Below are 26,672 nucleotides of genomic sequence, written 5' to 3' on the forward strand. Positions count from 1 at the left end.
CGTGCGCCCGCAATCCAGAACGGATGCGCACCGCCCGACAGCCACAGCAGACGTGCGGCTGCTTTGCGTGGTAGCGACTGGTCGTGACGCTTGGTGCGTCACGTCAAGTTGCCCGCGAAAGTTGCACGCGGTACCGCGAAGTCGCTATCGTCATAACTGCGGTGACTCGTCCTCAACCTCTTGAGGGCCTCCCGCCCAGCCTTACGCCCCGCCATGTGCGGGGCGTTCGTGCGTCTACGGTACCCATTCCCACTCGTGGACGACTCTTTTCGAGACTCTGCTCCAGATCTGCCGGTTGGCCAGGTCGGCGCGGCGATCTAGCTCAGTTACGCTCATACGCCTGTGATGCATGTAGGCAACAAGATCAACGGCCTGGATCAATCGGCTCGCACGCGACGGCGCAAAGTAGATGGTGTCGACGATCTGTTCGAGCTTGCTGGATCGGTAACCTGGAGTGCCCGCACGGCGGTAATCCCACAGGTTCTGACGATAGGTCTCCTGCCCGTCGATCTCGTCGGCGATGAGCAGCACGCGCTGTTTCGGATCGAATGTGCGCGCATGCGCATCCACTCTCTCCATGACGTGTTGGAGCACGACCCCGTGTGGTCTGGCAGCCTCGCGATAGCGAGCCCTAAGCCGCACCACGTCGACGCCACGTGACCCACAGCGCTCTAACGTAGACAGAAAGCCTGCTGTCAGTCGACGCGGATGGGTGCGTTCTCGACCTTGTCGAGGTACGGTGCTCACTCACTGTCCAGCTCTGGCATGCACGACTCCGGGCAGTCCGGTGCAGTGGTGCCGTTGGCCGGGTCGTTGTACAACGCGATCTCGTTCGTCCCGGCTTCGAGGGTGAGCACGCGCGATACGGTCGGCACCGACACGCCGGCGAGCTTGGCGACGTCGGTGTCGGCAGGGGCGCGTGTGGATGGTCGTGGCGTCTCCCCACCAGGTGTGCAGCACGCCGGCTGTCAGCGCTCGTATCCGCGCACCCAGTCCACCACGAGCGACGGTACCTCGTCGCCTGGAGGGCCAGACGGGAAGTCGAAGACTGCGAGCATCATCTGCATCGGATAGGTCGGCGGCCCCGCGCAACGCCGGACCAGAGCGCCATCGATGAAGATCTCGGCGCTGTCCGGTGTCCAATCCACGGCGTACGTATGAAAGGCCGTGACATCGATGGGCAACCGCACGGCTTGGAAGTCCTCAGCCACGGCGGGATCACGAAAAGGGTGCAGGCCCATGCCTACGGCGGCAGAAACACCGGGCACGACCGCATTGCCGAAGACCTCCATCAGGCAGATCTCCGCGGAGCGCTCCGGTATGTCCTCCAATCCGACCATCCAGCACGCCACCATGGCCCGCGGGGTGACCACGCCGCGGGCCCGAATCTCGAGATATCCGTACTCCGGTGTCCAGCCCCAGAACGTCTCTTGTTCCTCGCGCACCCTGACGCCTTGGCGATAGGGCTGCTGGCCGACAGTGCTGCCGACCGGCCCGGAGAAGTTGCCGGACTGGACACCGGACACCCGCAGCGGGGGCGAATGATCTCCGGCGCACCACAGACCCTGTTCGGGTGGGATGGTCAGATACAGACAGGAGTCGCGGACGGCGTACGTGGCCGCGCTCTCCGCCAGGGAACTCCACGCAGGTAGGTAATGCGGCAGCCACACGGTGCGGTCGAGATCTGGCCCGTCGAAATCATCCTCGAAGACCAGCCGGCGCGCATCGGGTCGATCGGACATGGATCCCATCATCCGTCCGCGGCCCGATGCGCACCACTGATATCGCACCACCCCTGCGACGGTACTGATCGGTTCAGCTCAGCGATGACCTTTGGTTCGCAAGCCGTGCCCGTACGGGAAGAGCGGCTCATAGTCCTCGTCGCCGACGTTGATCGGTACCTGCTCCTCGCTCCGCGGCCAGGTCATCGGCAACGTCCCGGTGAACGGTCGCTCGCCGAAGAGGACGTCGGCCACGCCGGCACCCTCGCTGCCCGGAAGCCACGACGCCACCAGCGCATCCATGGAGCCGAGCTGATCGGTGACGATCTGCGGACGGCCGGAGACGATCAGCACCACACACGACTCGACCTCAGCGCACACCGCGTCGATGACTTCCCGGTCCCCCGGTTGCAACGTCAGAGTCTTCTCTTCCTGCTGTTCATGCGTGCACCAGGTGCACACCGGCCCGCCGACGTCGCCGTAGCCCTCGGCGTACGGAGTCTCCCCGACGACGACGATGCCGACGTCCGCGTCACCGACCGGCGCCGAGGCGTCCTCACTGAATGTGACGTCGGCATCCGGTGCCACCTCCTGGATGCCTTCGAGGATCGTGGTACCGGGGATGACGTCGCCCGACTGCCCCTGCCAGGTGATCGTCCAGCCGCCGGCCTGGTTGCCGATGTCGTCGGCGTTGCGGCCGGCGACGTAGATGTCGCCGTCGCGGTCCAGCGGCAGCACGTCGTCGTCGTTCTTCAGCAGGACCTGCGAGTCCGCGACCGCGCGCCTGGCCAGTGCCCGATGCTCCGCGCTTCCGACCTCGTCCACATGGTCCTTCGTGGCGTAGGGCTGCTCGAACAGCCCGAGCTGGAATTTGACACGCAGGATTCGCGACACCGCATCATCGATGCGCTCCATGCTCACCCGACCGGCGTCGACCTCCGCGAGCAGCAGATCCTGGAACTCCTCGGCGCTGAAGGGCTCCATGAACATGTCGATGCCCGCGTTGACGGCGGTACGCACCTTGTACGGCGTGAGGCCGTCGTCGTCGGGATTGTCCGGATCCGGGATCTGGTGGATGCCCTCCCAGTCCGAGAGGACGAACCCACGGAAACGGTAGTCGTCTTTGAGCACACCCGTGATGAGCTCGGCATTGGCGTGCATCCTGATCGGGTTGCCGACGCCGTCCTCGGTCCAGTCCACGCTGGAGAACGACGGCATGACGGTGCGCACGTTGTGCCGCAGAACGGCGGGACGGTATGGCGCCAGGTGGATGTCCTCGAAGTCGTCCCGGTCGGTCACCGTGATGCCCTGATCGATCGTGAACGCCCGCTCATCCCACGGCAGATCCTCGTTCTCTTCGGCGATCTCCTCGTCGAACTCGGTGCCGCCGTCGCCGGCGTAATGCTTCGCGGTCGCGACGACGCGGTCGTCCGGGACCGGCCCGCGCCGGTGGCCCTGCAGGCCGTCGACGATCGTCGCCATCCGCCGGACCAGGTCTGGATCCTCGCTGAAACTCTCGTACGTCCGTCCCCAGCGTTCGTCACGGGCGACGCATAGGCACGGCCCGAAGTTCCACGGGACGCCGGTGGCACGCATCTCCGCGGCGGTGGCCTCCCCGATCGCCCTCGCCAGGCGGGGATCGCCGGTCGCGCCGAGGCCGATGTTGTGCGGGAACACCGTGGCGCCGTACACGTTGGCGTGCCCGTGCACGGCGTCGGTGCCGTAGATGATCGGGATGCCCAACCGCGTGCCCAGGGCCTGTTCCTGGAACTCGTTGACCATGTCCACCCACGCCTCGGGGGTGTTGGGCGTCGGCGTCGAGCCGCCCCCGGACAGTACCGAACCGAGCTGCCAATCCGCGACCAACGACGGGTCGTCGGCGACGGCGCCGCGCTCGGCCTGCGTCATCTGGCCGATCTTCTCTTCGAGCGTCATACGCCCGAGCAGATCCTCGACGCGCCGGTGGACCGGCAGCGTCGGGTTCAGGTACGCAGGATCGGATGAACCGTGCCGTCCCGAGTCCGGCGACGACGCGCGCGCCGTGCCGGCCGCCGGACGGTCTGAGCCGGTACGAACATCGCCGGCCGAGCCGTCGGCGGACGAAACCAGCGACAAGGTCAGCATTCCGGTTCCGATGAATGCGATAAGCGAGCGGGATCGCATGGTGCCCTCCCCACATCGGAGCGATCCGTGCGCTGGCTTGGCCAAGACCTAGCGTTTCCGCCCGCCATACTCGTCGTGAGTCTCAGCAACGTCAAGATGTCCGTTCTGTCTCGTTCGCATCTATACGGTGGTACCTCGCGCGGGCGCACCGTCATGCTCGCGGAGAGCGCGCCTACGGGATGAGCGGTGGCTCCTGTACCGCCGGCTTACGCCGCACCAGCCAGCTGGCCCCGACGAGGCCGATCAACGCCAGCAGACCGCCTGCGATGCCGTCGACGATGTAGTGATTGGCGGTCAGCACGATCGCAAGGAACATCAAGACCGGCATGGCAATGCCGAAGACCTTGCCCCACCGACTGGTCGAGAGGGTGGCCCATGCGATGCCCATAAGCAGATTCCACCCCAGATGGAGGCTCGGCATCGCGGCGTACTGGTTGGTGAACCCGGGCGGCTGCAGGACCCGGTAGGCGTTGGTGTGCTCGGTCACGGTATCGATGAACCCGAGATCGGCAAGGAAGCGGGGCGGTGCAACCGGAAACGAGGCGAAGATCACCAATCCGATGGCGCCCGAGATCAGCAGCGCGTTGCGGAACAACGGGAATGCCGGCCGGTGCCAGGCCAGGATCCATATCAGCGTTCCGACCACCACCGGCCAATGGCCGTACATATAGATGCCGTTGAGCACATCGACCAGCCAGCCGTGATCGGTGATGCGCGCCTGGAGGTCCGGCTCCACAAAGAGTCCGATGCTTCGTTCGAAGCCGATGACGCGGTCGGAGTTGTCGAATGCCAGGTCGGCTCGGCCGTCGATGAAGCCGCGAACCAGGAAGTACAGAAAGACCGCGGTGGCCACGATGAGGATCTCGCGGGAGACCGTCCGGGCTCGATCACCTGGCTGCCAGGCGATTCCCCCGATATGCACCTATCCTCCCGAACGCAACCACCGACCACTGACCACCCCGTCACAACACCGGTGCACCGTCGGCGATTCCTCCGCCAGGCCAAGATGCGGCCGTCGTGATGGCGGCCGGTCGGGATTTGAGGCTTGCTTCACGATACAACCAGTGCATGTGCTCCGTAGGCATTGAGGGTGCGAGGTCGTACGTGGGTCGTCAGGCGCGGCTCGCCTCGCCGGTGTTTCACACGCGTCGGCTTCCGACCATCCGTCACGGCGACTCCGCATATGCCCGGATCTCGATGATCTCCGCCCGCGGGATGCCCCATGTGGTCTCTACCACCACCCGGATGGCGCTGGTGCGGACAACCTCTCCGAGCCGGTGGATCCGGTGACGCCTGCGGTTGGCGCGCACCCTCGCGATGACCTTCCACGCGCCGTCGCCGCCGCACGCCTCGAGACGGTAGTCGCGGACCAGCTGTGGCGGCGCGCGGAACTCCGTGCGGTGGTGGTGCAGATTGATGAGATCCTCGTTCACATCGTCGTTGAACGTCAGTCTGATCTCGGCGATGTCGGCCTCGTCATCGAAGGACAACTGCAGCCATTGCTCGGCGTAGGGAAGCATCGGCCCGGATGCCCACAGATTCGGTCCACCGTACGGCCGCGTGTATCCGTTGAGCGCTTTGCCCGCGGCATATGCGTCGGTCGCACCCTCGACGGCAACAGCCAAACACATCCGCTGCGACGCAAGTGGCCTCCACTCCAGCACCGGTTGCGGCCGGTCGGCGGGACGACGGAGCGGCTGCCGGGTGAAGCTCAGCACGCCGTACGGCGCCGTCGTGCCGGCGTGCAATGTGACGTCCGGGTTGGCGCGGACGACGACGAAGACGTTCCGCGGATCCGAATCAGGGACCGCTACCGGCACGGCCACACGTTGATCGTTTCCGCGTTCGACCGGAACCTCCACCGCGCCCATGAGCGTCGCCGGGACGTAGTTCTGCGGCTGACCCGTCTCATAGACCTCGACATTCAGCTGCGAATCCGCGTCTGCGTCCAGCACGATGCTCAGCCCGGCGAACCCCGGATCCGCCGGGATCACCACCCCGGCATCGGAGTGGAGTCGGTGCCGGAGCTCACCCGGGTCGACCTCGATCGAGGTGAGCGTGCTGGATGCTGTCACCGTCGCCGAACGTGCCAGATCCGCTTCATCGGTGTTCCGAATGCCTAGCACCGATCCGTCCTGCCTCAGCAACGTCTGCTGCAGGAGCGTCGTGTGCGACCGGCCGAGTTCGCGCGGGGAGAATGCACGGTCGGCGCAGAGCGCCGCGGCAGTACCGGTCGCTTCCCCAACCGTCGCGCAGGTAGCCATCACCCGCGTGGTGCCGAATGCCACATGGCTGGCCGAGATGTCCCTTCCGGCGAACATCAGATTCTCCACGTTCACCGAGTACAGGCACCGGTACGGAATGTGATAGCTGCCATCGATGTGCAGGTGCTTCGAGCCGGAATCGGCCGCGTACATTCCCTCGGGTGGATGTAAATCGATCGACCATCCGCCGAAGGCTACTCGGTCATCGAAGAGCTCCTGGTCGAGCACCTCGTTCTGGGTGAGCATGTGATCCCCGACAAACCGCCGATATTCACGCTTTCCAGGAATGGAACCGACCCATTCCAAAGTCATGGTGTCGGCATCGAATTTGCCCGAGTTCTTAATGTAGTCCCAGATGCCGTAGATGACGGACCATAGCTCGTCACGTATGCGTTCGTTCTCGTGCACGGTGTCGAGTTCCCCGCCCCACTCGATCCACCAGTACGCGCAGCCGTTGTCACCGGATCGGATCACCCGCTTCTCCGGGATGGACGTCTGTGTGATGTCCTTGGCGAACGACGGCGGGACGTACTCGACGTTCTCACCGGCATCCTTCGTGTAGAACAGCAGGGTGCTGCCGAGCGTAATATCGTCGGCCACCTCCGGCGCCCACTCTTCCCCGAATTCGTGGCGTGCCTCGCGGCCGATCCGATACTGCGCACCTGCGAGATAGCCGACCAGTCCGTCCCCCGTGCAATCCAAGAAAATCGGGCTCTCGAATCGCGTCGACAATTCGGAGCCCATGGTCCAGCCGCTCACCGACTCGATCCGTCGACGGCCCCGAGGTCCGGTCGCACTGACCTCACGCACATCGGTATTCAGAAACAGGCTGATATTCGACTCCGCCCGTACCGTGTCAAGGATCAGCGCATCCCACAGATATGGATTGCCTTCTGGGTTGCGGTACTGGTTCTCAACGAACAGCTCACCCATGATTCCGCCCTCCCGGGCGAACCTGTGCACGCCATGTGCCGTCGCTCCCACCACCCACACCCGTACTTCGCTGGACGAGTTGCCACCCAGGACCGGACGGTTCGTGATCAAACACACGCGCCTGCCGAGCCGCGCTGCGGCCACTGCCGCGCAGACGCCGGCCAAGCCGCCACCGACGACCGTGACGTCGGAATGTACCCGTTGTTCCCGCACGACTTCCGCTCCATCTCGCCCGAGTCTCGTGACCGCCGGTCCGTTCAGCCAGCGGGTGTCAGCGCAAGTCTGCCCACAGCTGTTAGCACACGTCAAGGGGCCGATGTGTGGGCGCTCGTACCGCTCTCGACCCCTAGACGAGTCAGTCCGGCACGCCAGCCGAGGATTGGCGGACGACGAGTTCGGTCGGCAGCTCCACGGAGCCGACTCCGTCTCGTTCGCCGTTCATCTGCCCGACGAGCATCGTCACGGCACGCACCCCTACCTCGTGTAACGGCCATCGCACGCTGGTGAGCGGCGGCGTCAGATACGCACACATGGGGAAGTCGCCGAACCCCACCAACGCGATGTCATCGGGAATCCGCCGGCCGGACTCGTGGATGGCATGCATCGCACCCACCGCCATCCAGTCGTTACCCGCATGCACCGCGGTGGCATCGGGCCAACGGTCGAGCGCTTCCATCGTCGCCCGGTACCCATGCTGGGAACTCCAGGTCCATGGCCCGGGATCGATGTGCCGTGGTGGCGACAACCCGCGGGAGGTGAATTCGTCGGCGAACGCACGCAGCCTGGGGAGCGGCTCGCCTCCTCCAGTCGCGCCCGCCACCATCACCACCTCGGTACGTCCGCCGTCGATCAAGTGTCTCGCAGCTTCGCGCAGCCCACCGCACTCATCCGTGCTGATGCTCCCTACCTGATCCAGCGGGAGATCGCCGGCCTGCACGCCCAGGCCGATGTGCACAACGGGCGTCCGCCAATCAGCCAGCTCGCGCGCCAGCCAGTCCAGGTTATGCACCACGACGCCGTCCACCTGAGCATCTCGCAGGACGCCGAACACGTCGTAGGACTGCGATTCCAAGACCGGTGGCAGGAACTTCACCGTATGCTGGCGTCGTGTCGCCCCTTCGACCGCCCCCACCATGACGTCCTCGAAGATGGGCAGCCGCAGTTTGGACGGCGGGTGCGTAGTGACGACGCCGACGGTCAGGTGTCGCTGCCCCACCATCGCGCGCGCCGCGGAGTTCGGCACATATCGCAGCGTGGCGGCGGCGTCGCGGATCCGCTCCTGGATTTCCTTCGACAGCCGTAACTCGTCGCCCCGGCCATTCAGCACGAGCGAAACAGCGCTCGGCGACACACCAGCCAGTTTGGCGACATCCGCTCTCGACACGGCACGAGCTCGAGTAGGCACGGCCCCGCAACTCCTTCATGAGCAACCCTTGACGGATGTTAGCAGGGACCTGCACACTGCAAGGCTAACAGCTGTTAGCACGCGTGATCGATCCTCATCCGGAACCGCTGGTTTCACTACGCGCTCCTCGCGCTTACACCGAGGGAAGGGATTATTCGTATGGCGACATTGAGGCTGCCGGCGAGGCGACCCGGGCGAACTCCGACTCATCGGAGCGCCGCCGTGCTCGCTCTGGCCACGGTGCTGATGGTCTGCTTCACGCAACTCACCGCGGTCGTATCGTCCCCGACGGCGTCGGCGCAGACGACCTACTTCAACGACGACTTCGAGGCGGGTGATGCCACACGGTGGACTCCCCTGGACGGCTCGTGGTCGGTCGTCGACGATGGTGCCGGGGGCAAGGTCTACCAGCAGGGCGAGAGCCGGCCGGATCAGGCCTCGTATGCGGTCGCCGGTGACGGCGGCTGGGGCGACTACAACCTGGCCGCCGAGATCACACCGGGCGATCTCGGCGCCGGCGCGGCCGGCTTGATCGCCCGTTACCAGGACGGATCCAACTACTACGCCGCGAGGGTGAGCGATGACCAGCTCGAACTGACGAAGACCGTCGACGGGGTCCAGAGCACGCTGGAGAGCGCACCGATCGACCTCGTCGACGCGCCCGGCCTTCTCCTCGAGATCGAGGTCCGCTCCGACTACGTCAAGGTGTACGTCAACCACAACCTCGTCGTATCGAGTCAGGACTCCGCGCTGGACGCCGGCCGCGTCGGGCTCGGCACGTGGAACGCCGCAGCCGCTTTCGACGACGTCCGGGTCTCCAAGCCGATCGAGCTCGGCGTGATGCGCGCCAACCTGCAGTGGTACGAGCGGTACTTCGTGGACACCTTCCAGAACAACATGAACCGGTGGACGCGGATCGGTGACTGGGAGCTCGTCCCGCGGGAGATCGAGAACGGCCAAGACGACAACAACGTCGTCGAGGCGAGCGAGAACGAGGACGGCCGAGACCCGCTCGCTTGGTCCGCCTGGGACAGCTCGATACGGACGGACACCACAACGCGGGTGACGGTCATCCCGGTCGAGGAACTGGACGGCGACAAGCGCGCATCGGTGATGTTCCGCCTGGTCAACAGATGGAACTACTACGCCGTGCACATCAACTCGACGACCGTCACGCTGGAGAGAAAGGTGAGCAACGCCTCTGAGGTCATCGCCGAGGCGCCCCTTCCCGAGGACGTCGAGATCGAGCCGGGGACTCCTCTGTACGTCGACATCGACGCCTACGGCCCGGACATCGACGTCTACCTGGACCATACTGCTGTCCTGTCGGCCAGTGACTCGACATTCACCGAAGGCCGGGTGGGTCTCGGCACCCGTGGAACGAACGTGCATTTCGACGACGTCGAGACGCACGACAAGTTCGACCAGTTCGCGCTGCTCGACGAGATGAAAGACAACGGGATGAACCGCGCGCGACTGACCTACACGCGGTACAAGTACCTGCGGCTGGTCAGCGAGTGGGTCAAGCACGCGAACGAGATCGACCTGGACGTCTTGATGAGCTTCTCGTTCACCGGCGATCCGCAGTACTACCCCAAGGGAACGGAGAAGGTCTTCGGCTCGATCGCATGGGGCGCCTACCGCCTCTCCGACATCGACCCGCATCGCTTCGCCCGGGCATACCGCACGTTCCTGAAGCAGTTCCGCGACTCCGGGGCGCAGCTCACCGAAGTCGGCTTCGGCAACGAGATGAACTGGTTCGGCTTCAACGGCGACCTGCGGGAGGTCGACGGACCCAAGATCTTCGACCTGGACACCGATATCTCGGATCCGGAGTTCGCCCAGGTCCGCGAAGGCATCGAGAAGTATGGTCAGCTGCTCGCGCAGGCGCGGCACGTGACCGACTCGGTCAACCGGATCGGCGACGTGCAACTGGTCTCCGGCGGCGTCAACCATCCCGACACCGCCGGCATCATGGAGAACGGCCGGGTACACGTGCGGCCGGAACTCTTCCTGACGTTGCTGCAGGGCACCCACCGGGATCAGCCCGCGAACGCTCCGGACTACCTGTCGGCGATGGACCAGATCGGCGTCCACCTGTATCCGTTCCAGAACGGTGGCCGGTCGTACGACACTAATCCGGACACCGCCTACGCGACCACCGTGGAATTCGTCACCGAGATCATGGATCCGATCATCGCCGCCATCGGGTCGGACTACACGTTCCTGATCGCCGAAGCCGGCGCCTACCGTCGAGACGCGATCACCCTGCAGGGCGAGCAGATCACCGAGGAGCAGCGGCTCGAGCTGTACCGGACCTTCGTCCGAGCTTTGCAGGATCCGGCGCTCTCGGACGTGAACTTCGGCACCATCATGATGTACTCCTTCGACGACGGCCCCTGGGCCGCCTACGACGACGGCAAGCTGCTCCCCGTCGGCGAGGTCTTCGCCGAGTACCCGTACTGATCACGCGAGGCATCGTCCTCATCGCTTCACCTGCGGGCCGGGACGCCGGATCTGCCCCCTGGCTCCCGGCCCGCATGCATCACCGGATCCACCTACGACGACGTAGAGCGGAAGGCAGCAGCACATGCGCGACATCATCACTTCGAGGAGAACGTTTGTCCTGATCATCACGATGGCCGTCACCGTCATCGGTCTCTATCCCGTTCCCACCGAGACCGCGCACGCGCAGACGGCGATCTTCGCCGATGATTTCGATGACGGCGACGACGGCTGGGCCCCGGTGGAAGGACACTGGCGGGTCGTCAGCGACGCATCTGGGAATCCGGTGTATGAGCAGGCGGCCACCGGCTCAGGCGTCCCCGGCGTCAGCTTGATCGACCTCCCGCCTTGGCAACCCTTTCATGTGAAGGTGCAGGTCACGCCGACCGACATTCAGCCCGGGGACGCGGTCCGGGTGTTCTTCCGGTACGAGGACCAGGACAACCATTACCTCGTCTTCCTCTCAGAGTCCTCGGTACAGCTGAGACGCCGGGTGAACGGGAGCCTGACGACCATCCAGGAAGCGCCGGTCAATATCGAGAACGGGATCTCTTACCAGATCGACGTCGAAGGCAGAGGCAACCATTTCACCGTCCACGTCGACCATGCCCAGAAGCTGTCTGCCTACGACCCGTACGGCAGACCCGGCTCCGTGCTCGCGGAGGGCAAGATCGGGCTGGGGACCTGGCAGACCGGCGCGCAGTTCGACAACGTCAGGGTCGCCAACGTCGTGCGCATGGGCGTCGCGCAGAGCCACCTGAGCCGGTGGGGCCAGCGGAGCGTCGAGTCGCAACAGCACGTCCTCGATGCCATGGACACCGCCGGGATCAACCGCGTCCGCCTCGCGCTCCCCCGTCCCGGCCGGCTCAGCGACGTCACGGAACAGGTGTGCCATGCGAAAGACAACGACATGAAGGTCAGCCTCCTGCTCGGGCTGAGCACAAACGAGGACTACTACCCGGACGGCACAACCAAGGCCCAGCGGACGAACTTCGACCCTGTCTACCGGCTTTCCGATCTGGATCCGGCGAAGTTCGAGAAGGCGCTCTACACCACGGATACAGATAAGGCGGGCAACGAGATAGACGGCTATCTGGAAGTGCTCGACAATGCCGGTTGCGTGCCGGACGCGCTCGTCATCGGAAACGAGCTCAACTGGATCGGCTTCAATGGGGATCTTCCAGAGGTGACGAGCGATCAACCAGGCGTTCCAGACGGCAAGATCTTCGACCACGACACCCCATGGGGCGACGCCGGCTATGAACAGATCCGCACCGGCATCGACAAGTGGGGGCAGGCGATCTCTCGCGCCAGGGAGGCGGCCGACGCCGCCTTCGGGCAGGACAAAGTCAAGATCGTCACCGGCGGCTTCGCCGACATTCCGCACGGCCACGTTCGGGACAGGGCCGGAAGCTACATGGCGCCGCAACTGTTCGTGCAGCTTCTTCAGGGCACCCACCCGAACCAGTCGGGCAGGCCCGACCACATCTCCGACGCCGACTTCATCGGCACGCACATCTATCCGTACCGGCCCTATGACCTCGACCCGGAAAGAGGGTATGACACGATCCGGGATCACATCGCCGACGTGATGGACCCCGTCGTCGACAAGATCGGCGCACCGAAGCCCTTCTGGATCGGCGAGTTCGGGTTCCGCAACAGGCACAGGATCGACGGGGTCTTCGAGACAGTCACCGAGCCGGAGCGCCTGCAGCTGTTCCGCTGGTTCATGCTGGCGCTGTACGACGAGAAGCTCGCCGACATCGACTGGCGCGAGGTATACGTATACAACTTCACCGACAACGACCTCCTCAGCATCTATGAGTGCGAGACGACGCCCGAGGACGAGTACGTCTGCGAGACGGGCACTCTGCTGGACCCCGGTGAGGTATTCCGGGATTACCCCTACTGACCGACTACTCCCACCACGTCGGCGACCTCGATACCGCGAGACTCAATCCGAAACCTGTTCCGGCTCCACGGTGCGTCTCGCGGTATCGAGGTCGCGTCTATGTTCGGCATATCCAGTCGAACCACGGACCACCAGTTCGGTCGGCAGGACCACAGCACCGAGACCGGCGGGTTCGTCCTCGAGCTGTGCCAGCAACATCTCCACGGCTTTGACGCCCAGATCGCGGAGCGGCCACGTCACCGTGGTCAACGGCGGGTTCAGAAAGGCGCTCACCGGGAAATCGCCGAATCCCACGACCGCGACATCGTCGGGGATCCGGCGACCGGTCTCCACCAGCGCACGCATGGCACCGATCGCCATCCAGTCGGTGCCGGCCTGCATCGCCGTGATGTCCGGGTGAGCGTCGATCAGTTCCCTGGTCGCGCGGTAACCGTCCTCTGGAGACCACGTCCAGAATCCGGGGTCGATGTAGTGCGAGACGCCCGCGTTGCACTGCGCGAACTCGTCGATGAACGCCTGCAGACGGCCGACCGGAGGCCCCTGCGGGCGGACGGCACCGCCCACCACACCCACAGCCCGGTGCCCGTCATCCGCGAGATATCGCGCGGCGGAGCGCATCCCGCCCTGCTCGTCGGTCGTCACCACTCCGATCCGGTCTACCGGGAGTTCGTCGTGTTCCTCCCCCGGCCCCGCGTAGACGACCGGCATGCGCCAGTCGGCGACGGCCTGCGCCAGCCACCCCAGGTTGTGCACCACGATGCCGTCCACGTGTGCATCGCGGAGCACGCCGTAGACGTCGTAGGAGTCCGGATCGGTCACCGGCGGCAGTATCTTCACCGTGTGTTGGCGACGCGCCGCCTCCTCGACGGCGCCGACCGCGAAGTACTCGAAGATCGGCAGATGCAGGGTGTTCGGCGGCTGCCGGGTCACCACGCCGACCGTGAGATGCCGTTTGCCGACCATCGCGCGGGCCGCGGAGTTCGGCACGTATCGCAACCGCATCGCCGCGTCGCGGACCCGCTCCTGTGTCTCCTTCGAGACTCGCTTCTCGTCCGCACGGCCGTTGAGCACGAGCGAGACCGTGGTGGGCGAGACACCAGCCGCGCTGGCGACATCTGCCCGCGAAACGCCTTGACCTCGTGCCACGACCTACCACTCCTCGCAACTCACCTTACGTGCGGCCGCCCGCGTGGAACGCGGCGGACCACCGCCGACCGTCCTTTGCCTGTCATGAACCTTGACACATGCTAACAGGAGTTGGCACACTCGTGCTCACTGCTGTTAGCAAGGATCGACGCGCTCCACCACAGACACCGAAGTCAAGCCCCAACGCATCCGTGGAGACACCATGACCACAACCCATCGTTCGTCCCGAGCAGAATTCGCGGCCGACACGACGCTGAGCCGGCGCCGCTTTCTGCGCGCCAGCGCTGCCGCCGGTCTCTCCGTCCCAGCCATGGGCATGCTCAGCGCCTGCGGGGAGGACAGCGACGACGGCCCCAGCGCGGGCGGGTCAGGTGGCTCGTCGTCGACGCTGCGCGTCATCCACCTACCGTGGATGGAGAACGTCGCGCCGTGGCTTCCGGACCTGGGCACGCAGTTCGAGGAGAACAACACCGGCGTGAGCGTCGACGTCTCCCCGCTGGCCTCCGCCGAAGGCAACCCGCAGGCGCTGATCCAGAAGTTCACCCTGGAGTCCCGCAAGGACGAACCGTCGTTCGACGTACTCCTCGGTCCGACGCCGTTCAGCCTCGCGGCACCGCTCGCCAAGGCGGAAGTGATCGCACCGATCGGAGATCTGATCCCCGACGACATCTTGTCCCGGATGCCTGACTCCATTCTCAGCGAGGTGACGGGACCGGACGGCAACATCTGGTGCTTCCCGTTCTGGCAGGACGTCATGGGCTTCCTCTACAACAAGACGTTGATGAGCGAGGTCGGCCTGGACCAGCCGCCGGCGACGTGGGAGGAGTTGCACGCCCAGGCCCAGTCGATCGCACCGGAGCTTCCCAAGGACACGTACGCCTACGGTGCGGACTGGAACTGGGTGACCCGGATGTTCCTGCCGATGCTGGTCACCATGACCGACACGCCGTACGCGGAGAACGGCACCCCGAACGTCGCCGACCCAGCCGCGCTCGAGGCTCTGCGGATGCTCAAGGACCTGGGACAGGCCAGCCCGCCCAACTCCACCACGGAGCTCGCCTCGGCCGAGGTGTTCCAGGCCGGCAAGGTCGTGATGGAGACCTACTGGCAGCCCCAGTACCTCCGCGCCCAGGAGGCAGGCCTCGGCGAAGACGAACTCGGTTTCAGCGGCAACCTCGGTGGTCAGCGCAACAGCACCGTGTTCTGGTCCACCGTCGCGCTGATCCCGGCCAACAGCAAGAACGCCGAGCTCGCGGTCAAGTTCGTCACCGACGGCTTCCTGAGCGACGACGGTATCCAGCAATCGATCGAGGACGCCGGCCGCTTCTTGCCGCTGAACGACATCGAAGACAGGTTCCCCGACTGGATGAAGCCGTTGTACCAGCAGATGCTCGAAGGTTCCCCGCTCCCCCTGAACGACTCGTTCGTGACCGTGGTCAAGGACACGTTCCAGACCGAGGCGGAGCGGATGGTCATCGAGGACCAGTCGCCCGAGGACACCCAGCAGAAGCTGATCGACGCGTTCTCGGCATACGCATGGTGATGGACACGGCAACGACGACGCCCGGCGGCGCGATGAAACCCGTGACGACGACGTCCGGCGCGAGAAAACCCGACGCCGGGAGGAGGTTCAAGCGGGCTCTCACCGGCTACCTCTTCGTGGCGCCGGTGGTGGTCCTCATGGGCGTCTTCGTCTTCTACCCGCTGGCACAGACGGTCTACCTGACGTTCTTCGACTATTCCTTCCTGGCCGACACCCAGGAGTTCGTCGGCGTCGACAACTACGTCGAGTGGGCCCAGGATCCGATGACCTGGCAGACCCTCTGGGTGTCGGTGAAGTTCTTCCTCTACTACGTTCTGGGCTCGATGGTGCCTGGGCTGGTGATCGCCATCATGATCGACCGGCTGGCCACCACATACGCGCCGTCGGTGTACCGGACGATCTTCTACTTCCCCGTCGTGTTGCCGGCAGCGATCGTGTTCTCGATGTGGCTGTGGATCTACGATCCGACGCTCGGGATGTTCGCCCACTTGAGCGATACCGTGGGCGCGGACAGCTCGCCGAACTGGCTGGGCGATCCGGACCTGGCGCTACCGTCGCTCGCGATCATGAACAGCTGGCGGTTCCTCGGCGAGACCGTGATCTTCTTCCTGATCGGTCTGGCGGCGATCCCGCGCGACTATGTCGAGGCCGCGCGGACGGACGGGGCCGGCGAGGTGAAGATCGTCGTCCGGATCATCATTCCGCTGCTCATGCCGTTCATCTTCCTCGTCTTCGTGCTCCGGCTGCGTGCCCTGGAGTTGGTCACCGAGCCGCTGTTCATGACCCAGGGCGGGCCGGTGGATGCCACCCGAACCTACGGCCTTGAAGCCTACGAGCTGTTCCACAACCAGGACCGGATCGGGTACGCCGACACGTGGTTCGTCCTGCTGGCAGTGATCTCTTTGGTGACCGCCGGGTTCGCAAGCCGACGTCTACGGAGTTACCAGACATGACCGCCACGCCCACCATGACCAGACCGGGGCCGAACGTGGCGCGCGCGCAGTCGCGACGCCGCAACCGGCAGCCCGTCGAACACACCACGCTCATCGTCCTGACCGCGTTCCTGCTCGCCCCGTTCGCCTGGTTCGTCTCGGTCGCGTTCCGGCCGAAGGACCAGCTGTACCAGTTGCTGCCCAGTTCCCTGACGCTAAGCAACTTCACCGAGATGGTCGACCGGGTGCCGGACATGGTCGCCTACTACACGGATAGCATCATCATCACGTTCAGCGCCGTCGTCATCATCGCCGTCGGATCCGCGCTCGCCGGGTTCGCGTTCGCCCGGCTGAGCTTTCCCGGTCGCGACGTTCTGCTCTGGATGATCGTGGCCACGATCTTCATCCCGCATCCCACCGTGGTGGCCTCGCTGTGGGTGCAGCTGTTCGAGATGGAACTGCTCGACACCCGGCTGGGGTTGACCCTGGTGTACGCCGCCTGGGGCTTCGCGATCGGCACGTTCATCATGCGCAACGTGTTCAAGCAGATCCCGATCGAACTGGAGCAGTCCGCCCGGGTCGACGGCGCGTCCAGCTGGCAGATCCTCTGGCGGATCTACATCCCGCTGGCGATGGGCGGCATGGTGGTCGTTTCGATGTTGTCGTTCGTGCACATCTGGGGTGAGTATCTGTTCGCCTTCACCTTCGCCGGCGAGAACGTGATCCCGATGTCCCTCGGCATCCAGTTCTTCCAGCCCAGCGGCTCGGACCCGACGTACACGTTCAACGTCGCCGCGGCCGCGGGTCTGGTGATGTTCGTCCCGTCGCTCGTCATCTACATCGGCTTCCAGCGCTGGTTCAGCCGCGGAACGATGGAAGGAGCGCTCAAAGGGTGAGCATGAAACGACCGAACATCCTCCTGATCACCACCGACCAGCAGCACTGGAACACGATCGGAGCGTTCAACCCGGAGCTGCGCACGCCTAGTCTCGACCGGCTCGTCGCCGAAGGCACCACCTTCAGCCGGGCCTATTGTCCCAATCCGACCTGTACGCCCACCCGGGCGTCGATCATCACAGGCAAATATCCCAGCCAGCATGGCGCATGGACGCTGGGTACCAAGCTCCCGGAGTCCGAGACCACGATCGGCCAACTGCTCGCCGATGGCGGTTACCGCTCCGGCCTCATCGGAAAGGCGCATTTCCAGCCTTTGCACAGCACCGCCGAATACCGTTCCGTCGAGTCATACCCGACGCTTCAAGATCTCGATTTCTGGCGCAAGTTCCACGGCCTGTACTACGGGTTCGATCATGTCGAGATGCTTCGCAACCACGTCAACGAGGCGCACGTGGGGCAGCACTACGCGCTGTGGCTCGAGGAACAAGGGGCCACCGACTGGCGCCGCTACTTCTCGCCGCCTACTGGGACCATGGACAAGCCCGATGGATTCCGCTGGGACATCCCCGAGGAGCTGCATTACAACACCTGGCTGGCCGAGCGTGCGTCGTCGTTCATCGCCGACTCCGTCCGCGACGACCAGCCGTTCTTCTGCTGGGCGAGTTTTCCCGATCCGCATCCGCCCTATCTGGTGCCGGAACCATGGGCCTCGATGTATCACCCGGACGACCTGACCATCCCTGAACCGGTCCCCGGTGAGCACGACCGGAACCCGCCGCACTTCGGCCTGACGCAGCAGGACGATCCGGACTTCGCCGATTGGCACGAGTCCGGATTCGCCGTCCACGGTCTGCGCTCGCACCGGCTGGGCGACGACGAACGACGACGGCTGGTCGCGGCCTACTACGGCATGGTGAGCTTCACCGACGCGTACATCGGCGCCATCCTGGACGAGCTCGACCGCCGCGGCGTGGCCGACAACACGATCGTCGTGTTCTCCACCGACCACGGCCACTTCTTCGGACAGCATGGGCTGCAGCACAAGGGTCCCTTCATGTACGAGGACATGGTCCGGGTGCCGATGCTCGTCCGCTACCCCGGAAAGGTACCCGCGGGCCGGGTATCGCCCGCCATCCAGTCGCTGGTAGACCTCGCCCCGACCTTCCTCGACCTTGCCGGATTCGACACACCGGCGACGATGACCGGCGTCAACCAGAGCGATACCTGGCTGGGCCGTCGCGACGCCGTCCGCGACCATGCGATCTGCGAGCACCACCATGAGCCGACGAGGGTGAACCTGCGCACCTACATCAGCGAGCGGTACAAGCTCACCGTCTATTACCGCCAGACCTACGGCGAGCTGTTCGACCTGGAGGCGGACCCGGGCGAGTTGCACAACCTCTGGGACGATCCGGACCACGCCGATCTGAAATCGCGCCTGCTGCTCGAGTACGCCTGGGCAGAGCTGGGCAAGGAACCGATGTGGATGCCGCGGATCGCCAGCGCGTGACGCCGACGCATGCCCGGTGCTCAAGGCCGACCCACGCCTGGTTCTCAAGGAAGCCGCGTGGCACGCTGGCACCATGGTGACCAGAACGGCGGTGGCGGCGTGGGTGACGGCGTACGAGCGTGCGTGGCGGGCGCCTGGCACGGACGGGCTGGCGTCGATCTTCACCGAAGACGCCAGCTACCTCCAGGGGCCGTACCACGAGCCCGTCGTCGGCCTACCCGCCATCGCGCGGATGTGGGATGACGAACGGGAGGGTCCGGACGAGGCGTTCGAGATGAGCAGCGACATCGTGGCCGTCGACGGTGACACCGCGGTGGTCCGCGTCGAGGTGATCTACGGCGATCCGGTGAACCGCGAGTACCGCGATCTGTGGGTGATCCGCTTCGCCGACGACGGGCGCTGCCGCTCCTTCGAGGAGTGGCCGTTCTGGCCGTCGCGACCGATCACCGTGCCGAGGAACGCGACGAACGACGCGTGACCACCACGGCTACCCGGTCCTGCTAGAGTCCCAGGCCGTGGCCGATCCGTACGCGCAGCCGTCATTCGAACGCCATGCGCCGACCCACAACTGGTCAGCATCCGACCGCTCCGACCCACACGCCGGCGAACCCGACGGTACGCGGAACGGTTTCGCGACCGCCTCGCTCCTCCTCGGGATCATCGGTGTCTTCACGGCAGCCGCCGGCTTCGGAATCGCCGCGCTTGTCCACATCAGACAGCGCAGGCAGCGCGGACGCGGCATGGCGATCGCCGGCCTTGTGCTCTCCGGCGCCTGGGCTGTCGGCATCGTCGCCGCGATCATGCTGACGGTCATCGACCTGGCAGAGCGTGACTCCGACGGGACCATCACCGATGGCGGTGACGTGTCGGTGATGTCGGTCCACGTCGGTGTTTGTTTCGTGAACCTGGAGGAAGCCGCCGAGATCAGCAGGCTGCCCGCCGTGCCATGCTCCGAGCCACACGTCGCCGAGGTCTTCGGCGTTTTCGACCTGCCCGAAGGCGAGTGGCCGGGCATGGAGGCGATCGGAGAGCAGGCAGACTCCAGGTGTGCTGAGATCTTGATCGAGTACTCCTCGACTGCATACGAAGATCCCGGCGTCGGCCTGTTCCATCTGCATCCGCTCGAATCGATGTGGCCCCGCGACCGAGAGATCGTCTGCATCGCCTATGCCCTGGACGGGGCGGTCACCGGCTCCTACGCAGACCGGTAGCCGGATCGGTCGCTCAACGCGGCGAGCAGCGCCTCATCTCCTTTACCGGCCGGCGGATTACACTCGACGGGTGCAGGCCGACGACGATGCGCTCCTCTTCCGTGCCGCCACCGACGACGACGCCGGGGCGGTCGCCAGGATCTGGCACGAGGGCTGGCCCGACGGGCATCTCGGCAACGTGCCGGACGAGCTCGCCGCCGTCCGAACCGAGGAGTCGTTCTATGTCCGGGCCTCGGAACGCGTCGGCGACACGGTCGTCGCTGTCATCGACGGCGCGGTGGCCGGTTTCATCATGGTGGTCGACGACGAGGTGGAGCAGGTCTACGTTGCCCGCCGGCACCGTGGTTCGGGTGTGGCGAGTGCACTGCTCGCCGAGGCGGAACGGCTGGTGAACGTCAACGGCCACGACCGGGCATGGCTCGCCGTCGTCGCCGGCAACGCACGGGCCCGGGCGTTCTACGAGCGCCAAGGATGGAGCGACGGCGGCCCCTTCGACTATCAGGTGCCGACCGCTGCCGGAACGATCACCGTGCCGGCTCACCGGTACGTCAAGCGCGTGGGGTGATCGTGCCCGTCGCCGGCCACCGCGCCGCGTGGATCAACCCGGAGCTCCATCCCGGTGCTCGGCCATTCCTCGGTGGCCGGAGCGTGTCGACCATGTGCCCGCTGGACACCAGCAGCCACGAGACCACCGAGTTCGAGTTCCACATGTCTCCGGTTCCCAGCTCGTCGCGGCCCCACGTCAGTCGTGGCGCCCGTGGCACCAGGCTGAGCAGCTCCGATGCGCGCCGCACGTCCTCGCTCAGGACGTGCGCACCGCCCACCGCATAAGCCACATCCGGTATAGCGCCGTCACGCCAGCAACGCACCTCATAGCGGAACAACACCGATTGCCCAAGCCAGGCACAGCCGACTGGACCCGTGAGCGCGACCCCACGTTCGCCCGTGCCGTTGCCCCACGCGGGTGCCACCTCGATCACATACCGCTCATCATGGACGCGCACCTCGAGCGCCGCGTGATACAGATCTCGCGCGGGACGATGCTCGCGCCATGCTGCCAGCGCTTCGAAGACCTTACCGTTCACCCGGACCGACCGTCCCCCGGCCCCGAGCGGCAGCCAGTACAGCTGCACGCGCGCACGCGCCGATCCGCTGACCAGATCCACGTGGCTCACCTCCGGGCCGCCCCGCACATCATCTGGCACAGATCGGGCCGTCACGGCCCGATCGGACGCCATCAGCATCGCAATCGAGGATCCTTCAGTCGTAGCGCCGAAAGTCCCAGCATTCGGCGCCGAAGACCTGCCTTGTCAGTCCCGGCGGTACCACGTGATCTGCGTACCATTGCTGAACACTTCGCGCTGTGTCGGCGTGAACGCGGCGGGACGGAAATCGCCTGAGATAACCGGCACACCGGCTCCCGCCAGGACGGGATAGCTCTTGAGGATGAGCTCGTCGATCTCATCGAACAACGTGCCGGCCAGCGTTCCACCCCCACACAGCCAGATGTCCGAGGTCGCCTCCTGCTTCAGCCGGCGCACCAAGCCGACCGGGTCCTGCTCCACCACCTCGACTGACGAGTCATCGATCCGGCCCAGGGTGCCCGACACCACGTATTGCTCCATATGCGCATAGGGGCTCATGACCCCGATATCGAGAGCCGGCTGGTATGTGCCCCGACCCATGACGAGTGCGCCGAAGCGTCTGTTCGGCTCGTCGGGAGTCATGCCCACCAGCGATCGCACATGGGTGGGGATCGTCTCGGGGTAGTGCGTACGGATCCATGTGACCAGGTCATCGGCCAGCGGGAAGAAGTCGACCTCGCCGTCAGGCCCGGCGATATAGCCATCGAGGGAAACGCCGACGTAGTAGACGAGCTTTCGCATGCGTCACTCCCTGAATCTAAGTACTATAACTGTAGTGGTAATAGCATAGTACTACATCTGGAGTGGTTTAGATGCGAACGAACCTTCAACGACGGCATGCGCTACTCGACGCGGCCATCGAAGTGCTGGCTCGCGACGGCGCGCGCGGGTTGACCTTTCGCGCGGTCGATCGCGAAGCCTCGGTGCCGGGCGGCACGGCGTCCAACTATTTCGCCAACCGCGACGAGCTCCTCACCCAGGTGGTCGACCGCTTCTATGAGCGGCTACAGCCCGATGAGGCCATCATGGCCGAACTCGGCCACGGACCGCGGACTCGAGAAACGATCACCCGCCTGCTGACCGAGACCGTCGACCGGGTGGCGACCTTCCGGTCAGGGTTTCTCGCCCTATTGGAACTGCGGCTGGAAGCGACCCGGCGGCCACGTCTGCAGGCGGTGCTGACCGAACGGGTCCGTGCGGACCTGTCGTTCAACGTGCGCAACCACCTCGACTCCGGCCTTCCGGGCGACGAGACCTCGGTCCGGCTGCTCTACCTAGCTCTGAACTGGCTCATCCTCGAGCGTCTCACGCTTCCCGAGCTGTTCACCGATACACACAATCACCAGCTCATCGCCGCTGCCGTCGACCGGACCATCGGCTGACGCGCATCTCCGAGGGCGGATGCCCGACCAGGACCGAGGCGAGTGCCGGCGGGTGCCAGGGCGAATCCGGGACGCGGGCGGGGCGATGACTTTCACCGCCGCACCGGGTCTGTACCCACGATGGCCGGCCCGCGAGCAAGCGGCGCGTGGCGGACCTCAGACCCTGCCGTACATCAGGAAGGACCGACCGACATGACCAAAACGGAGCCGGAGACCACCCTCGACACGCGTTTCAGCGAGGACATCGCCCAGGCCACTCCATGGGCGCACACCCGGCGCCGACTCCAGGATGCCGAGCTGTTCTGGATCTCCACGGTGCGACCCGACGGCCGGCCGCATGTGACGCCACTGCTGGCCGTATGGGCCGACGAGACGTTGTACTTCTGCACCGGGCCCGAGGAGCGCAAAGCGCTGAACCTCGCGCACAATCCGCACGTCGCTTTCACCACAGGTACCAACACCCAAGACGGAGAGCCCGACGTGGTGCTGGAAGGTACGGCCGTGCGCGTGACCGACGACGGCACGCTCCGGCGGCTGGCTGACGCCTGGGTCGCCAAGTACGGCGAGGGTTGGCGCTTCGATGTCCACGACGGCGGCTTCCACCACTCCAGCGGCGCCGGCCACGCGTGGGTATTCGGCATACGTGCCAACGCGGCGTTCGCGTTCGCCAAATCGCCATACGGCCAGACCCGCTACCGCTTCTGACCCGCCGACGGCCCACGCACGCTCGCGTGGTCCGGTTCCGCTTCAGGTTGTGCTCGCGTCTTCCGCGCCGGTGTAGAAAGCAGTGGTTCGCTGAGCAGCGGCTTCCGCGGCAGCGGCGTCCTCACCAGCGGCGATACTGGCGTCGCGCCACCGCTCACTGCTCAAGGTCATGAACCGGCGCCCGTCGTCGGACTCCGTCCAGGCCATGTGCTCCGGCGAATTCACTGCTTCCCCGGTCGCCAGGTGGAGCGAAAGCCCGGTCAGTGCGAGATCCCAGCCGACACCGACCGCCCCCGGCCCGAACTGGGCCCATCGATCGTCGTCGACGTGAGCGACGTGTTCGAGCTCGAAGCGGGTCCGGTCGTCGCTCTCCCGGATGAACCGCACCTCGATCCAGCTGACCTCGCCACCGTACTCCCAGGTGGCGGCGAAGCTGTGCGGCGGATCGCAGCGTTCGATCGTGCCGCCGGCGTTACCTTCGAGCTGGTAATGCCCGTTCAACCGCAGGTCACCCGAGATCGGCATGAACCACCGCGGGATGCGCTCGGCGTTCGTGCACGCGTCCCAGACCTCCTCGAGCTGCGCGTCGTAGGTCTGGCTGATGGTGGTCGTCCGCGCCTCGCCCGCCTCCAGGGTGCGGCGGCCCACCTCGCGACGGACGGCGTTGATCTGCTCGATAACAGCGATCATGATGGTCTCCCAGTTTCTCCGTGTGGTTCGTGTGATTCAGGTGGTTCCTGTGGTTCGGCGGACCGTGCACGCCGTCGCTGCTCGCGTCGGCCGCGCGCCAACTCGGTCTCCAGCGCCATCAGCGGAGGCGTCCAGAACCGGCGGAAATGGTCGAGCCAGCCGTCCACCTCACGCAACGGCTCAGCGTTGACCGCGTACAGCCTGCGCGTGCCTTCGGGTCGGACCGTGGTGAACCCGCCTTCGCGCAGCACTTTCAGGTGTTGCGAAACTGCAGGCTGCGTGATGCCGAATTCCTCCTGGATGACGGCGCACACCGCCCCGGAGCTCATTTCGCCGTCGGCGAGCAGTTCCAAGATCCGCCTCCGGACCGGATCCCCGAGGACATCGAACGCGTGCACGGCAACAATGTACAGCTGCTGCTTATATAAGTCAATGCTAATACACTTGCCGACGCGGCACTGGCGCCGTTGGATTTACCTGACTAGAGTCAGCAAAAACAAGACCCCGCGACGTCGGTCGGTGACCTGCGCGTACGTCACCACCGTCGCCCGTCACGCGGAGCACGTGAGAGGACGAGCATGGATCCCGAGGTGTTACGAACGCGGTTCGCCGAACTCACCACAGCCCACATCGCCGACGCGTGCATCCGCGCACATGTGCCCGTCCGGTGCGCCCCCGCGGGCGTCCGTGCGGTCGTGCCGGGCAGCCGGATGGCCGGTCGGGTGCTTCCCACCCGGCACGTCGGCAGCGTCGACGTCTTCCTCGAGGCGTATGAGTCCGCGACCCCCGGCGACGTGCTCGTCGTGGACAACGGCGGACGCGAGGACGAGAGCTGCGTCGGAGACCTGGCGGTGCTCGAAGCGCAGGCAGCCGGCCTGCAAGGCGTGGTGATCTGGGGTCTGCATCGCGACACCGTCGACATTCAAGCCATTGGACTGCCCGTCTTCAGTGTCGGCTCGCTCTCTACCGGGCCGCAGCGCCTCGACCCCCGGCCCGACGACGCGCTGGAGTCGGCGAGCGTCGGCGAATGGACGGTCGGCCAGGCCGACATCGTCTTCGGCGACGACGACGGCGTGATCTTCGCGCCCGCGGCAGAGGTCGATCGGCTTCTCACCCTCGCCGAGTCCATCCGCGATACCGAACGACGCCAAGCCGAACGGATCCGCGCCGGCGAAACGCTGCGCGATCAGTTGGGGTTCGCCACGTATCTCCAGCGACGACGAGAGCAGCCGGCCCTGACCTTCCGGGAACATCTCCGCAACGTGGGCGGCGCCATCGAGGAATAATAGGCCGTACGCTCGTCGGTCAACCTCTCACCGGATTCGCGCGTCGTCGTCACAGACCACGGACCAAAGAGAGGGTATCCATGACCGGTGCGAGCCGTTGCGCGATGGCGCTCGGCATTGCGATGGTTCTCGCCGGCTGCAGCGGTGAGGCAACCACGCGGCAGCCGCTCGGGACGGCGTCTGCTGTGGCCGAATCCGCCGCCGCTGCCACCAGCTCAGCAGCCCCTACGGACACCGGATCACCGGCGTGGACGGTCACGCCGGATCCCGGACATGCCTCGGAGGTCTCCGACGACGACGTGGCGTTGATGGAAGACTTCGTCGCATTCATGGTGGAACCCACGCCACGCCGTGCGCAGCGCCTGCCCTTCGTCTCCGATGGTGTCCGGCTCGGACTGGGCGACGAAATGAGCACAACGGTGGCCGTCGACGGTCTCGCTGACGAGAAGTCCTGGGTCGTCGATCGAGAGACGTTCCGCGCGCACACCGGTCCGTTCTCGCCGATACGGATCATCCGGGAACACATCGCGGCTGCCGTCGATCCTCCATTGCGGATGAGCAACGACCTGCAGGTGTCAGTCGGTGAGCACGCGCATTGTGCGTCCCTGCCCGTTCCGCCACCCGCGTCGGTCGCGTCGTTGCGGCGGGTCTCCGTCCAGCCCGCCCACGGCTCTATCGGGAGCTGCGTGTTCTGGTTCTCCGTCGATCTCTACCTGGATACTTCCGGGGACATCCAGGCCGTGACATTCGACCTCTACGAGCCCTGATTTCAGCTCAGTAGTATCCCTTCGATCCGTCGAGAAGCTCCCGGATAGTGTCCATATGGCCAGCGTGCCGGGCGGTCTCTTCGATCATGTGCATCAGAATCCATCGCAGGCTGGCGGCAGAGACCCGGAAGTCGGGATGTGCGCCGACCTCATCGAGCGAGCGGGCGGCGATGATCTCGTTCGACGTCGCACACTGGCGCCCGTACTCGTCCAGAAGCTTGGCCAGCGGCACACCGTGGACCATCATGTCCGCGTCCTCGGGTTCCTGGAACTGCGGCCCTTCCGCCGGGCGGCCGAGCAGTACTACCTCGAACCACGTCTGCTCCACCCAACGCATATGCGACACGATGCCCGCCATCGTCATCAACGGCGACGTCGGGAGCACCGAGCGATGCGCGTCGCTGTCGGAGAGCCCGTCGCACTTCCAGTGGATGATCGCTCGTTGCATGTCAAGCCAGCCCACGAGCTGAGACCGCTCATCCGCTTCGAAGGGTGGCCGGACACGAGGTGGAATCACGCGGCCGACGCTACTCGATCACGCCAGTCCGCACACGT

General features: G+C 65.5%; 25 protein-coding genes and 1 pseudogene. 13 read left to right on the top strand and 13 right to left on the bottom strand.

Annotation, left to right across the window (positions count from 1 at the left end):
- Nucleotides 1-234 precede the first annotated feature (234 nt).
- The 7 genes and pseudogenes from G1H10_RS24730 to G1H10_RS24760 all read right to left on the bottom strand — a co-directional run bounded on the left by G1H10_RS24730 (nt 235) and on the right by G1H10_RS24760 (nt 8,486).
- Complete coding sequence (locus G1H10_RS24730; protein WP_163743010.1) at nt 235-747, bottom strand: DUF3800 domain-containing protein; 513 nt, start codon at nt 745-747, stop codon at nt 235-237.
- 80 nt (nt 748-827) lie between these two features.
- A pseudogene (locus G1H10_RS35145) lies at nt 828-920 on the bottom strand (LacI family DNA-binding transcriptional regulator); the annotation flags it as partial.
- Nucleotides 921-968: 48 nt separating this feature from the next.
- Complete coding sequence (locus G1H10_RS24740) at nt 969-1,742, bottom strand: glycoside hydrolase family 16 protein (protein WP_163743012.1); 774 nt, start codon at nt 1,740-1,742, stop codon at nt 969-971.
- 78 nt (nt 1,743-1,820) lie between these two features.
- On the bottom strand, nt 1,821-3,884 hold the full coding sequence (locus G1H10_RS24745) for a glycoside hydrolase family 3 protein (RefSeq protein WP_163743014.1): 2,064 nt from the start codon (nt 3,882-3,884) through the stop codon (nt 1,821-1,823).
- Between the two features lie 172 nt (nt 3,885-4,056).
- A complete protein-coding gene (locus tag G1H10_RS24750) occupies nt 4,057-4,806 on the bottom strand; it encodes a phosphatase PAP2 family protein (RefSeq protein WP_163743015.1) in 750 nt (249 codons plus the stop codon).
- A 244-nt stretch (nt 4,807-5,050) separates the two neighbouring features.
- Entirely contained in the window at nt 5,051-7,294 is a 2,244-nt protein-coding gene (locus tag G1H10_RS24755) for an FAD-dependent oxidoreductase (protein ID WP_163743017.1), read from the bottom strand.
- A 142-nt stretch (nt 7,295-7,436) separates the two neighbouring features.
- Nucleotides 7,437-8,486 (bottom strand): LacI family DNA-binding transcriptional regulator, encoded by a 1,050-nt coding sequence (locus tag G1H10_RS24760; protein ID WP_163743019.1) that lies wholly within the window; start codon nt 8,484-8,486, stop codon nt 7,437-7,439.
- A 222-nt stretch (nt 8,487-8,708) separates the two neighbouring features.
- On the opposite strand from G1H10_RS24760, the gene G1H10_RS24765 reads away from it, so the two are divergent.
- Entirely contained in the window at nt 8,709-10,952 is a 2,244-nt protein-coding gene (locus tag G1H10_RS24765) for a hypothetical protein (protein WP_163743021.1), read from the top strand.
- A gap of 172 nt (nt 10,953-11,124) precedes the next feature.
- On the top strand, nt 11,125-12,903 hold the full coding sequence (locus tag G1H10_RS24770; protein ID WP_163743023.1) for a hypothetical protein: 1,779 nt from the start codon (nt 11,125-11,127) through the stop codon (nt 12,901-12,903).
- A 42-nt stretch (nt 12,904-12,945) separates the two neighbouring features.
- Here the strand turns inward: G1H10_RS24770 and G1H10_RS24775 are convergent, their stop codons facing one another.
- Entirely contained in the window at nt 12,946-14,049 is a 1,104-nt protein-coding gene (locus G1H10_RS24775; RefSeq protein ID WP_163743025.1) for a LacI family DNA-binding transcriptional regulator, read from the bottom strand.
- Between the two features lie 202 nt (nt 14,050-14,251).
- Here G1H10_RS24775 and G1H10_RS24780 point away from each other — a divergent pair, with 202 nt between their 5' ends.
- The 7 genes from G1H10_RS24780 to G1H10_RS24810 all read left to right on the top strand — a co-directional run bounded on the left by G1H10_RS24780 (nt 14,252) and on the right by G1H10_RS24810 (nt 20,707).
- The gene (locus G1H10_RS24780; RefSeq protein WP_163743027.1) at nt 14,252-15,592 is read left to right on the top strand and encodes an ABC transporter substrate-binding protein; all 1,341 of its coding nucleotides are present in this window, start codon (nt 14,252-14,254) and stop codon (nt 15,590-15,592) included.
- Nucleotides 15,592-16,545, top strand: coding sequence for a carbohydrate ABC transporter permease (locus tag G1H10_RS24785; protein WP_163743028.1), 954 nt, complete (start codon nt 15,592-15,594; stop codon nt 16,543-16,545). The genes G1H10_RS24780 and G1H10_RS24785 overlap by 1 nt, the downstream gene beginning before the upstream one ends.
- Nucleotides 16,542-17,420, top strand: coding sequence for a carbohydrate ABC transporter permease (locus G1H10_RS24790; RefSeq protein WP_163743031.1), 879 nt, complete (start codon nt 16,542-16,544; stop codon nt 17,418-17,420). Before G1H10_RS24785 ends, G1H10_RS24790 begins: the two co-directional genes overlap by 4 nt.
- Nucleotides 17,421-17,422: 2 nt before the next feature.
- Nucleotides 17,423-18,931, top strand: a complete 1,509-nt coding sequence (locus tag G1H10_RS24795) for a sulfatase family protein (protein ID WP_163743179.1) — start codon at nt 17,423-17,425, stop codon at nt 18,929-18,931.
- 73 nt (nt 18,932-19,004) lie between these two features.
- Nucleotides 19,005-19,409: a YybH family protein gene (locus G1H10_RS24800; protein WP_163743033.1), complete on the top strand. Its 405-nt coding sequence runs from the start codon at nt 19,005-19,007 to the stop codon at nt 19,407-19,409.
- A 37-nt stretch (nt 19,410-19,446) separates the two neighbouring features.
- Nucleotides 19,447-20,142 (top strand): DUF4190 domain-containing protein, encoded by a 696-nt coding sequence (locus tag G1H10_RS24805; RefSeq protein ID WP_163743034.1) that lies wholly within the window; start codon nt 19,447-19,449, stop codon nt 20,140-20,142.
- Between the two features lie 70 nt (nt 20,143-20,212).
- Nucleotides 20,213-20,707 carry a GNAT family N-acetyltransferase gene (locus G1H10_RS24810; protein ID WP_216853630.1) on the top strand — a complete coding sequence of 165 codons (495 nt, stop codon included), beginning with the start codon at nt 20,213-20,215 and terminating at the stop codon, nt 20,705-20,707.
- Here G1H10_RS24810 and G1H10_RS24815 read toward each other — a convergent pair.
- Nucleotides 20,691-21,308: an RNA methyltransferase gene (locus tag G1H10_RS24815; RefSeq protein ID WP_216853631.1), complete on the bottom strand. Its 618-nt coding sequence runs from the start codon at nt 21,306-21,308 to the stop codon at nt 20,691-20,693. The two genes, G1H10_RS24810 and G1H10_RS24815, sit on opposite strands and share 17 nt — an antisense overlap.
- A 144-nt stretch (nt 21,309-21,452) precedes the next feature.
- Nucleotides 21,453-22,028 carry a dihydrofolate reductase family protein gene (locus G1H10_RS24820; RefSeq protein WP_163743038.1) on the bottom strand — a complete coding sequence of 192 codons (576 nt, stop codon included), beginning with the start codon at nt 22,026-22,028 and terminating at the stop codon, nt 21,453-21,455.
- Nucleotides 22,029-22,099: 71 nt separating this feature from the next.
- On the opposite strand from G1H10_RS24820, the gene G1H10_RS24825 reads away from it, so the two are divergent.
- Together G1H10_RS24825 and G1H10_RS24830 are read left to right on the top strand one after the other, a co-directional pair.
- Nucleotides 22,100-22,669, top strand: coding sequence for a TetR/AcrR family transcriptional regulator (locus tag G1H10_RS24825; RefSeq protein ID WP_163743040.1), 570 nt, complete (start codon nt 22,100-22,102; stop codon nt 22,667-22,669).
- A gap of 192 nt (nt 22,670-22,861) precedes the next feature.
- Complete coding sequence (locus G1H10_RS24830; RefSeq protein ID WP_163743041.1) at nt 22,862-23,374, top strand: pyridoxamine 5'-phosphate oxidase family protein; 513 nt, start codon at nt 22,862-22,864, stop codon at nt 23,372-23,374.
- Nucleotides 23,375-23,416: 42 nt separating this feature from the next.
- Here G1H10_RS24830 and G1H10_RS24835 read toward each other — a convergent pair whose 3' ends face one another.
- Nucleotides 23,417-24,064 carry an SRPBCC family protein gene (locus G1H10_RS24835; RefSeq protein ID WP_163743043.1) on the bottom strand — a complete coding sequence of 216 codons (648 nt, stop codon included), beginning with the start codon at nt 24,062-24,064 and terminating at the stop codon, nt 23,417-23,419.
- The gene (locus G1H10_RS24840) at nt 24,061-24,462 is read right to left on the bottom strand and encodes an ArsR/SmtB family transcription factor (RefSeq protein ID WP_163743045.1); all 402 of its coding nucleotides are present in this window, start codon (nt 24,460-24,462) and stop codon (nt 24,061-24,063) included. Before G1H10_RS24840 ends, G1H10_RS24835 begins: the two co-directional genes overlap by 4 nt.
- Nucleotides 24,463-24,642: 180 nt before the next feature.
- On the opposite strand from G1H10_RS24840, the gene G1H10_RS24845 reads away from it, so the two are divergent.
- A complete protein-coding gene (locus G1H10_RS24845; RefSeq protein ID WP_163743047.1) occupies nt 24,643-25,350 on the top strand; it encodes an RraA family protein in 708 nt (235 codons plus the stop codon).
- 80 nt (nt 25,351-25,430) lie between these two features.
- Nucleotides 25,431-26,117 (top strand): hypothetical protein, encoded by a 687-nt coding sequence (locus G1H10_RS24850; RefSeq protein WP_163743048.1) that lies wholly within the window; start codon nt 25,431-25,433, stop codon nt 26,115-26,117.
- A 7-nt stretch (nt 26,118-26,124) separates the two neighbouring features.
- Here G1H10_RS24850 and G1H10_RS24855 read toward each other — a convergent pair whose 3' ends face one another.
- A complete protein-coding gene (locus G1H10_RS24855) occupies nt 26,125-26,634 on the bottom strand; it encodes a DinB family protein (protein ID WP_163743050.1) in 510 nt (169 codons plus the stop codon).
- Between the last annotated feature and the right edge of the window lie 38 nt (nt 26,635-26,672).

Source organism: Phytoactinopolyspora halotolerans (assembly GCF_010550675.1).
GTDB classification, from domain to species: domain Bacteria; phylum Actinomycetota; class Actinomycetes; order Jiangellales; family Jiangellaceae; genus Phytoactinopolyspora; species Phytoactinopolyspora halotolerans.

Excerpts from the sequence above, each read along its gene's own strand:
- G1H10_RS24740 (WP_163743012.1), bottom strand. The coding sequence starts at position 1,742 with ATGTCCGATCGACCCGATGCGCGCCGGCTGGTCTTCGAGGATGATTTC.
- G1H10_RS24745 (WP_163743014.1), bottom strand. The coding sequence starts at position 3,884 with ATGCGATCCCGCTCGCTTATCGCATTCATCGGAACCGGAATGCTGACC.
- G1H10_RS24770 (WP_163743023.1), top strand. The coding sequence starts at position 11,125 with ATGGCCGTCACCGTCATCGGTCTCTATCCCGTTCCCACCGAGACCGCG.
- G1H10_RS24780 (WP_163743027.1), top strand. The coding sequence starts at position 14,252 with ATGACCACAACCCATCGTTCGTCCCGAGCAGAATTCGCGGCCGACACG.
- G1H10_RS24785 (WP_163743028.1), top strand. The coding sequence starts at position 15,592 with ATGGACACGGCAACGACGACGCCCGGCGGCGCGATGAAACCCGTGACG.
- G1H10_RS24790 (WP_163743031.1), top strand. The coding sequence starts at position 16,542 with ATGACCGCCACGCCCACCATGACCAGACCGGGGCCGAACGTGGCGCGC.
- G1H10_RS24795 (WP_163743179.1), top strand. The coding sequence starts at position 17,423 with ATGAAACGACCGAACATCCTCCTGATCACCACCGACCAGCAGCACTGG.
- G1H10_RS24800 (WP_163743033.1), top strand. The coding sequence starts at position 19,005 with ATGGTGACCAGAACGGCGGTGGCGGCGTGGGTGACGGCGTACGAGCGT.
- G1H10_RS24820 (WP_163743038.1), bottom strand. The coding sequence starts at position 22,028 with ATGCGAAAGCTCGTCTACTACGTCGGCGTTTCCCTCGATGGCTATATC.
- G1H10_RS24825 (WP_163743040.1), top strand. The coding sequence starts at position 22,100 with ATGCGAACGAACCTTCAACGACGGCATGCGCTACTCGACGCGGCCATC.
- G1H10_RS24830 (WP_163743041.1), top strand. The coding sequence starts at position 22,862 with ATGACCAAAACGGAGCCGGAGACCACCCTCGACACGCGTTTCAGCGAG.
- G1H10_RS24835 (WP_163743043.1), bottom strand. The coding sequence starts at position 24,064 with ATGATCGCTGTTATCGAGCAGATCAACGCCGTCCGTCGCGAGGTGGGC.
- G1H10_RS24845 (WP_163743047.1), top strand. The coding sequence starts at position 24,643 with ATGGATCCCGAGGTGTTACGAACGCGGTTCGCCGAACTCACCACAGCC.
- G1H10_RS24850 (WP_163743048.1), top strand. The coding sequence starts at position 25,431 with ATGACCGGTGCGAGCCGTTGCGCGATGGCGCTCGGCATTGCGATGGTT.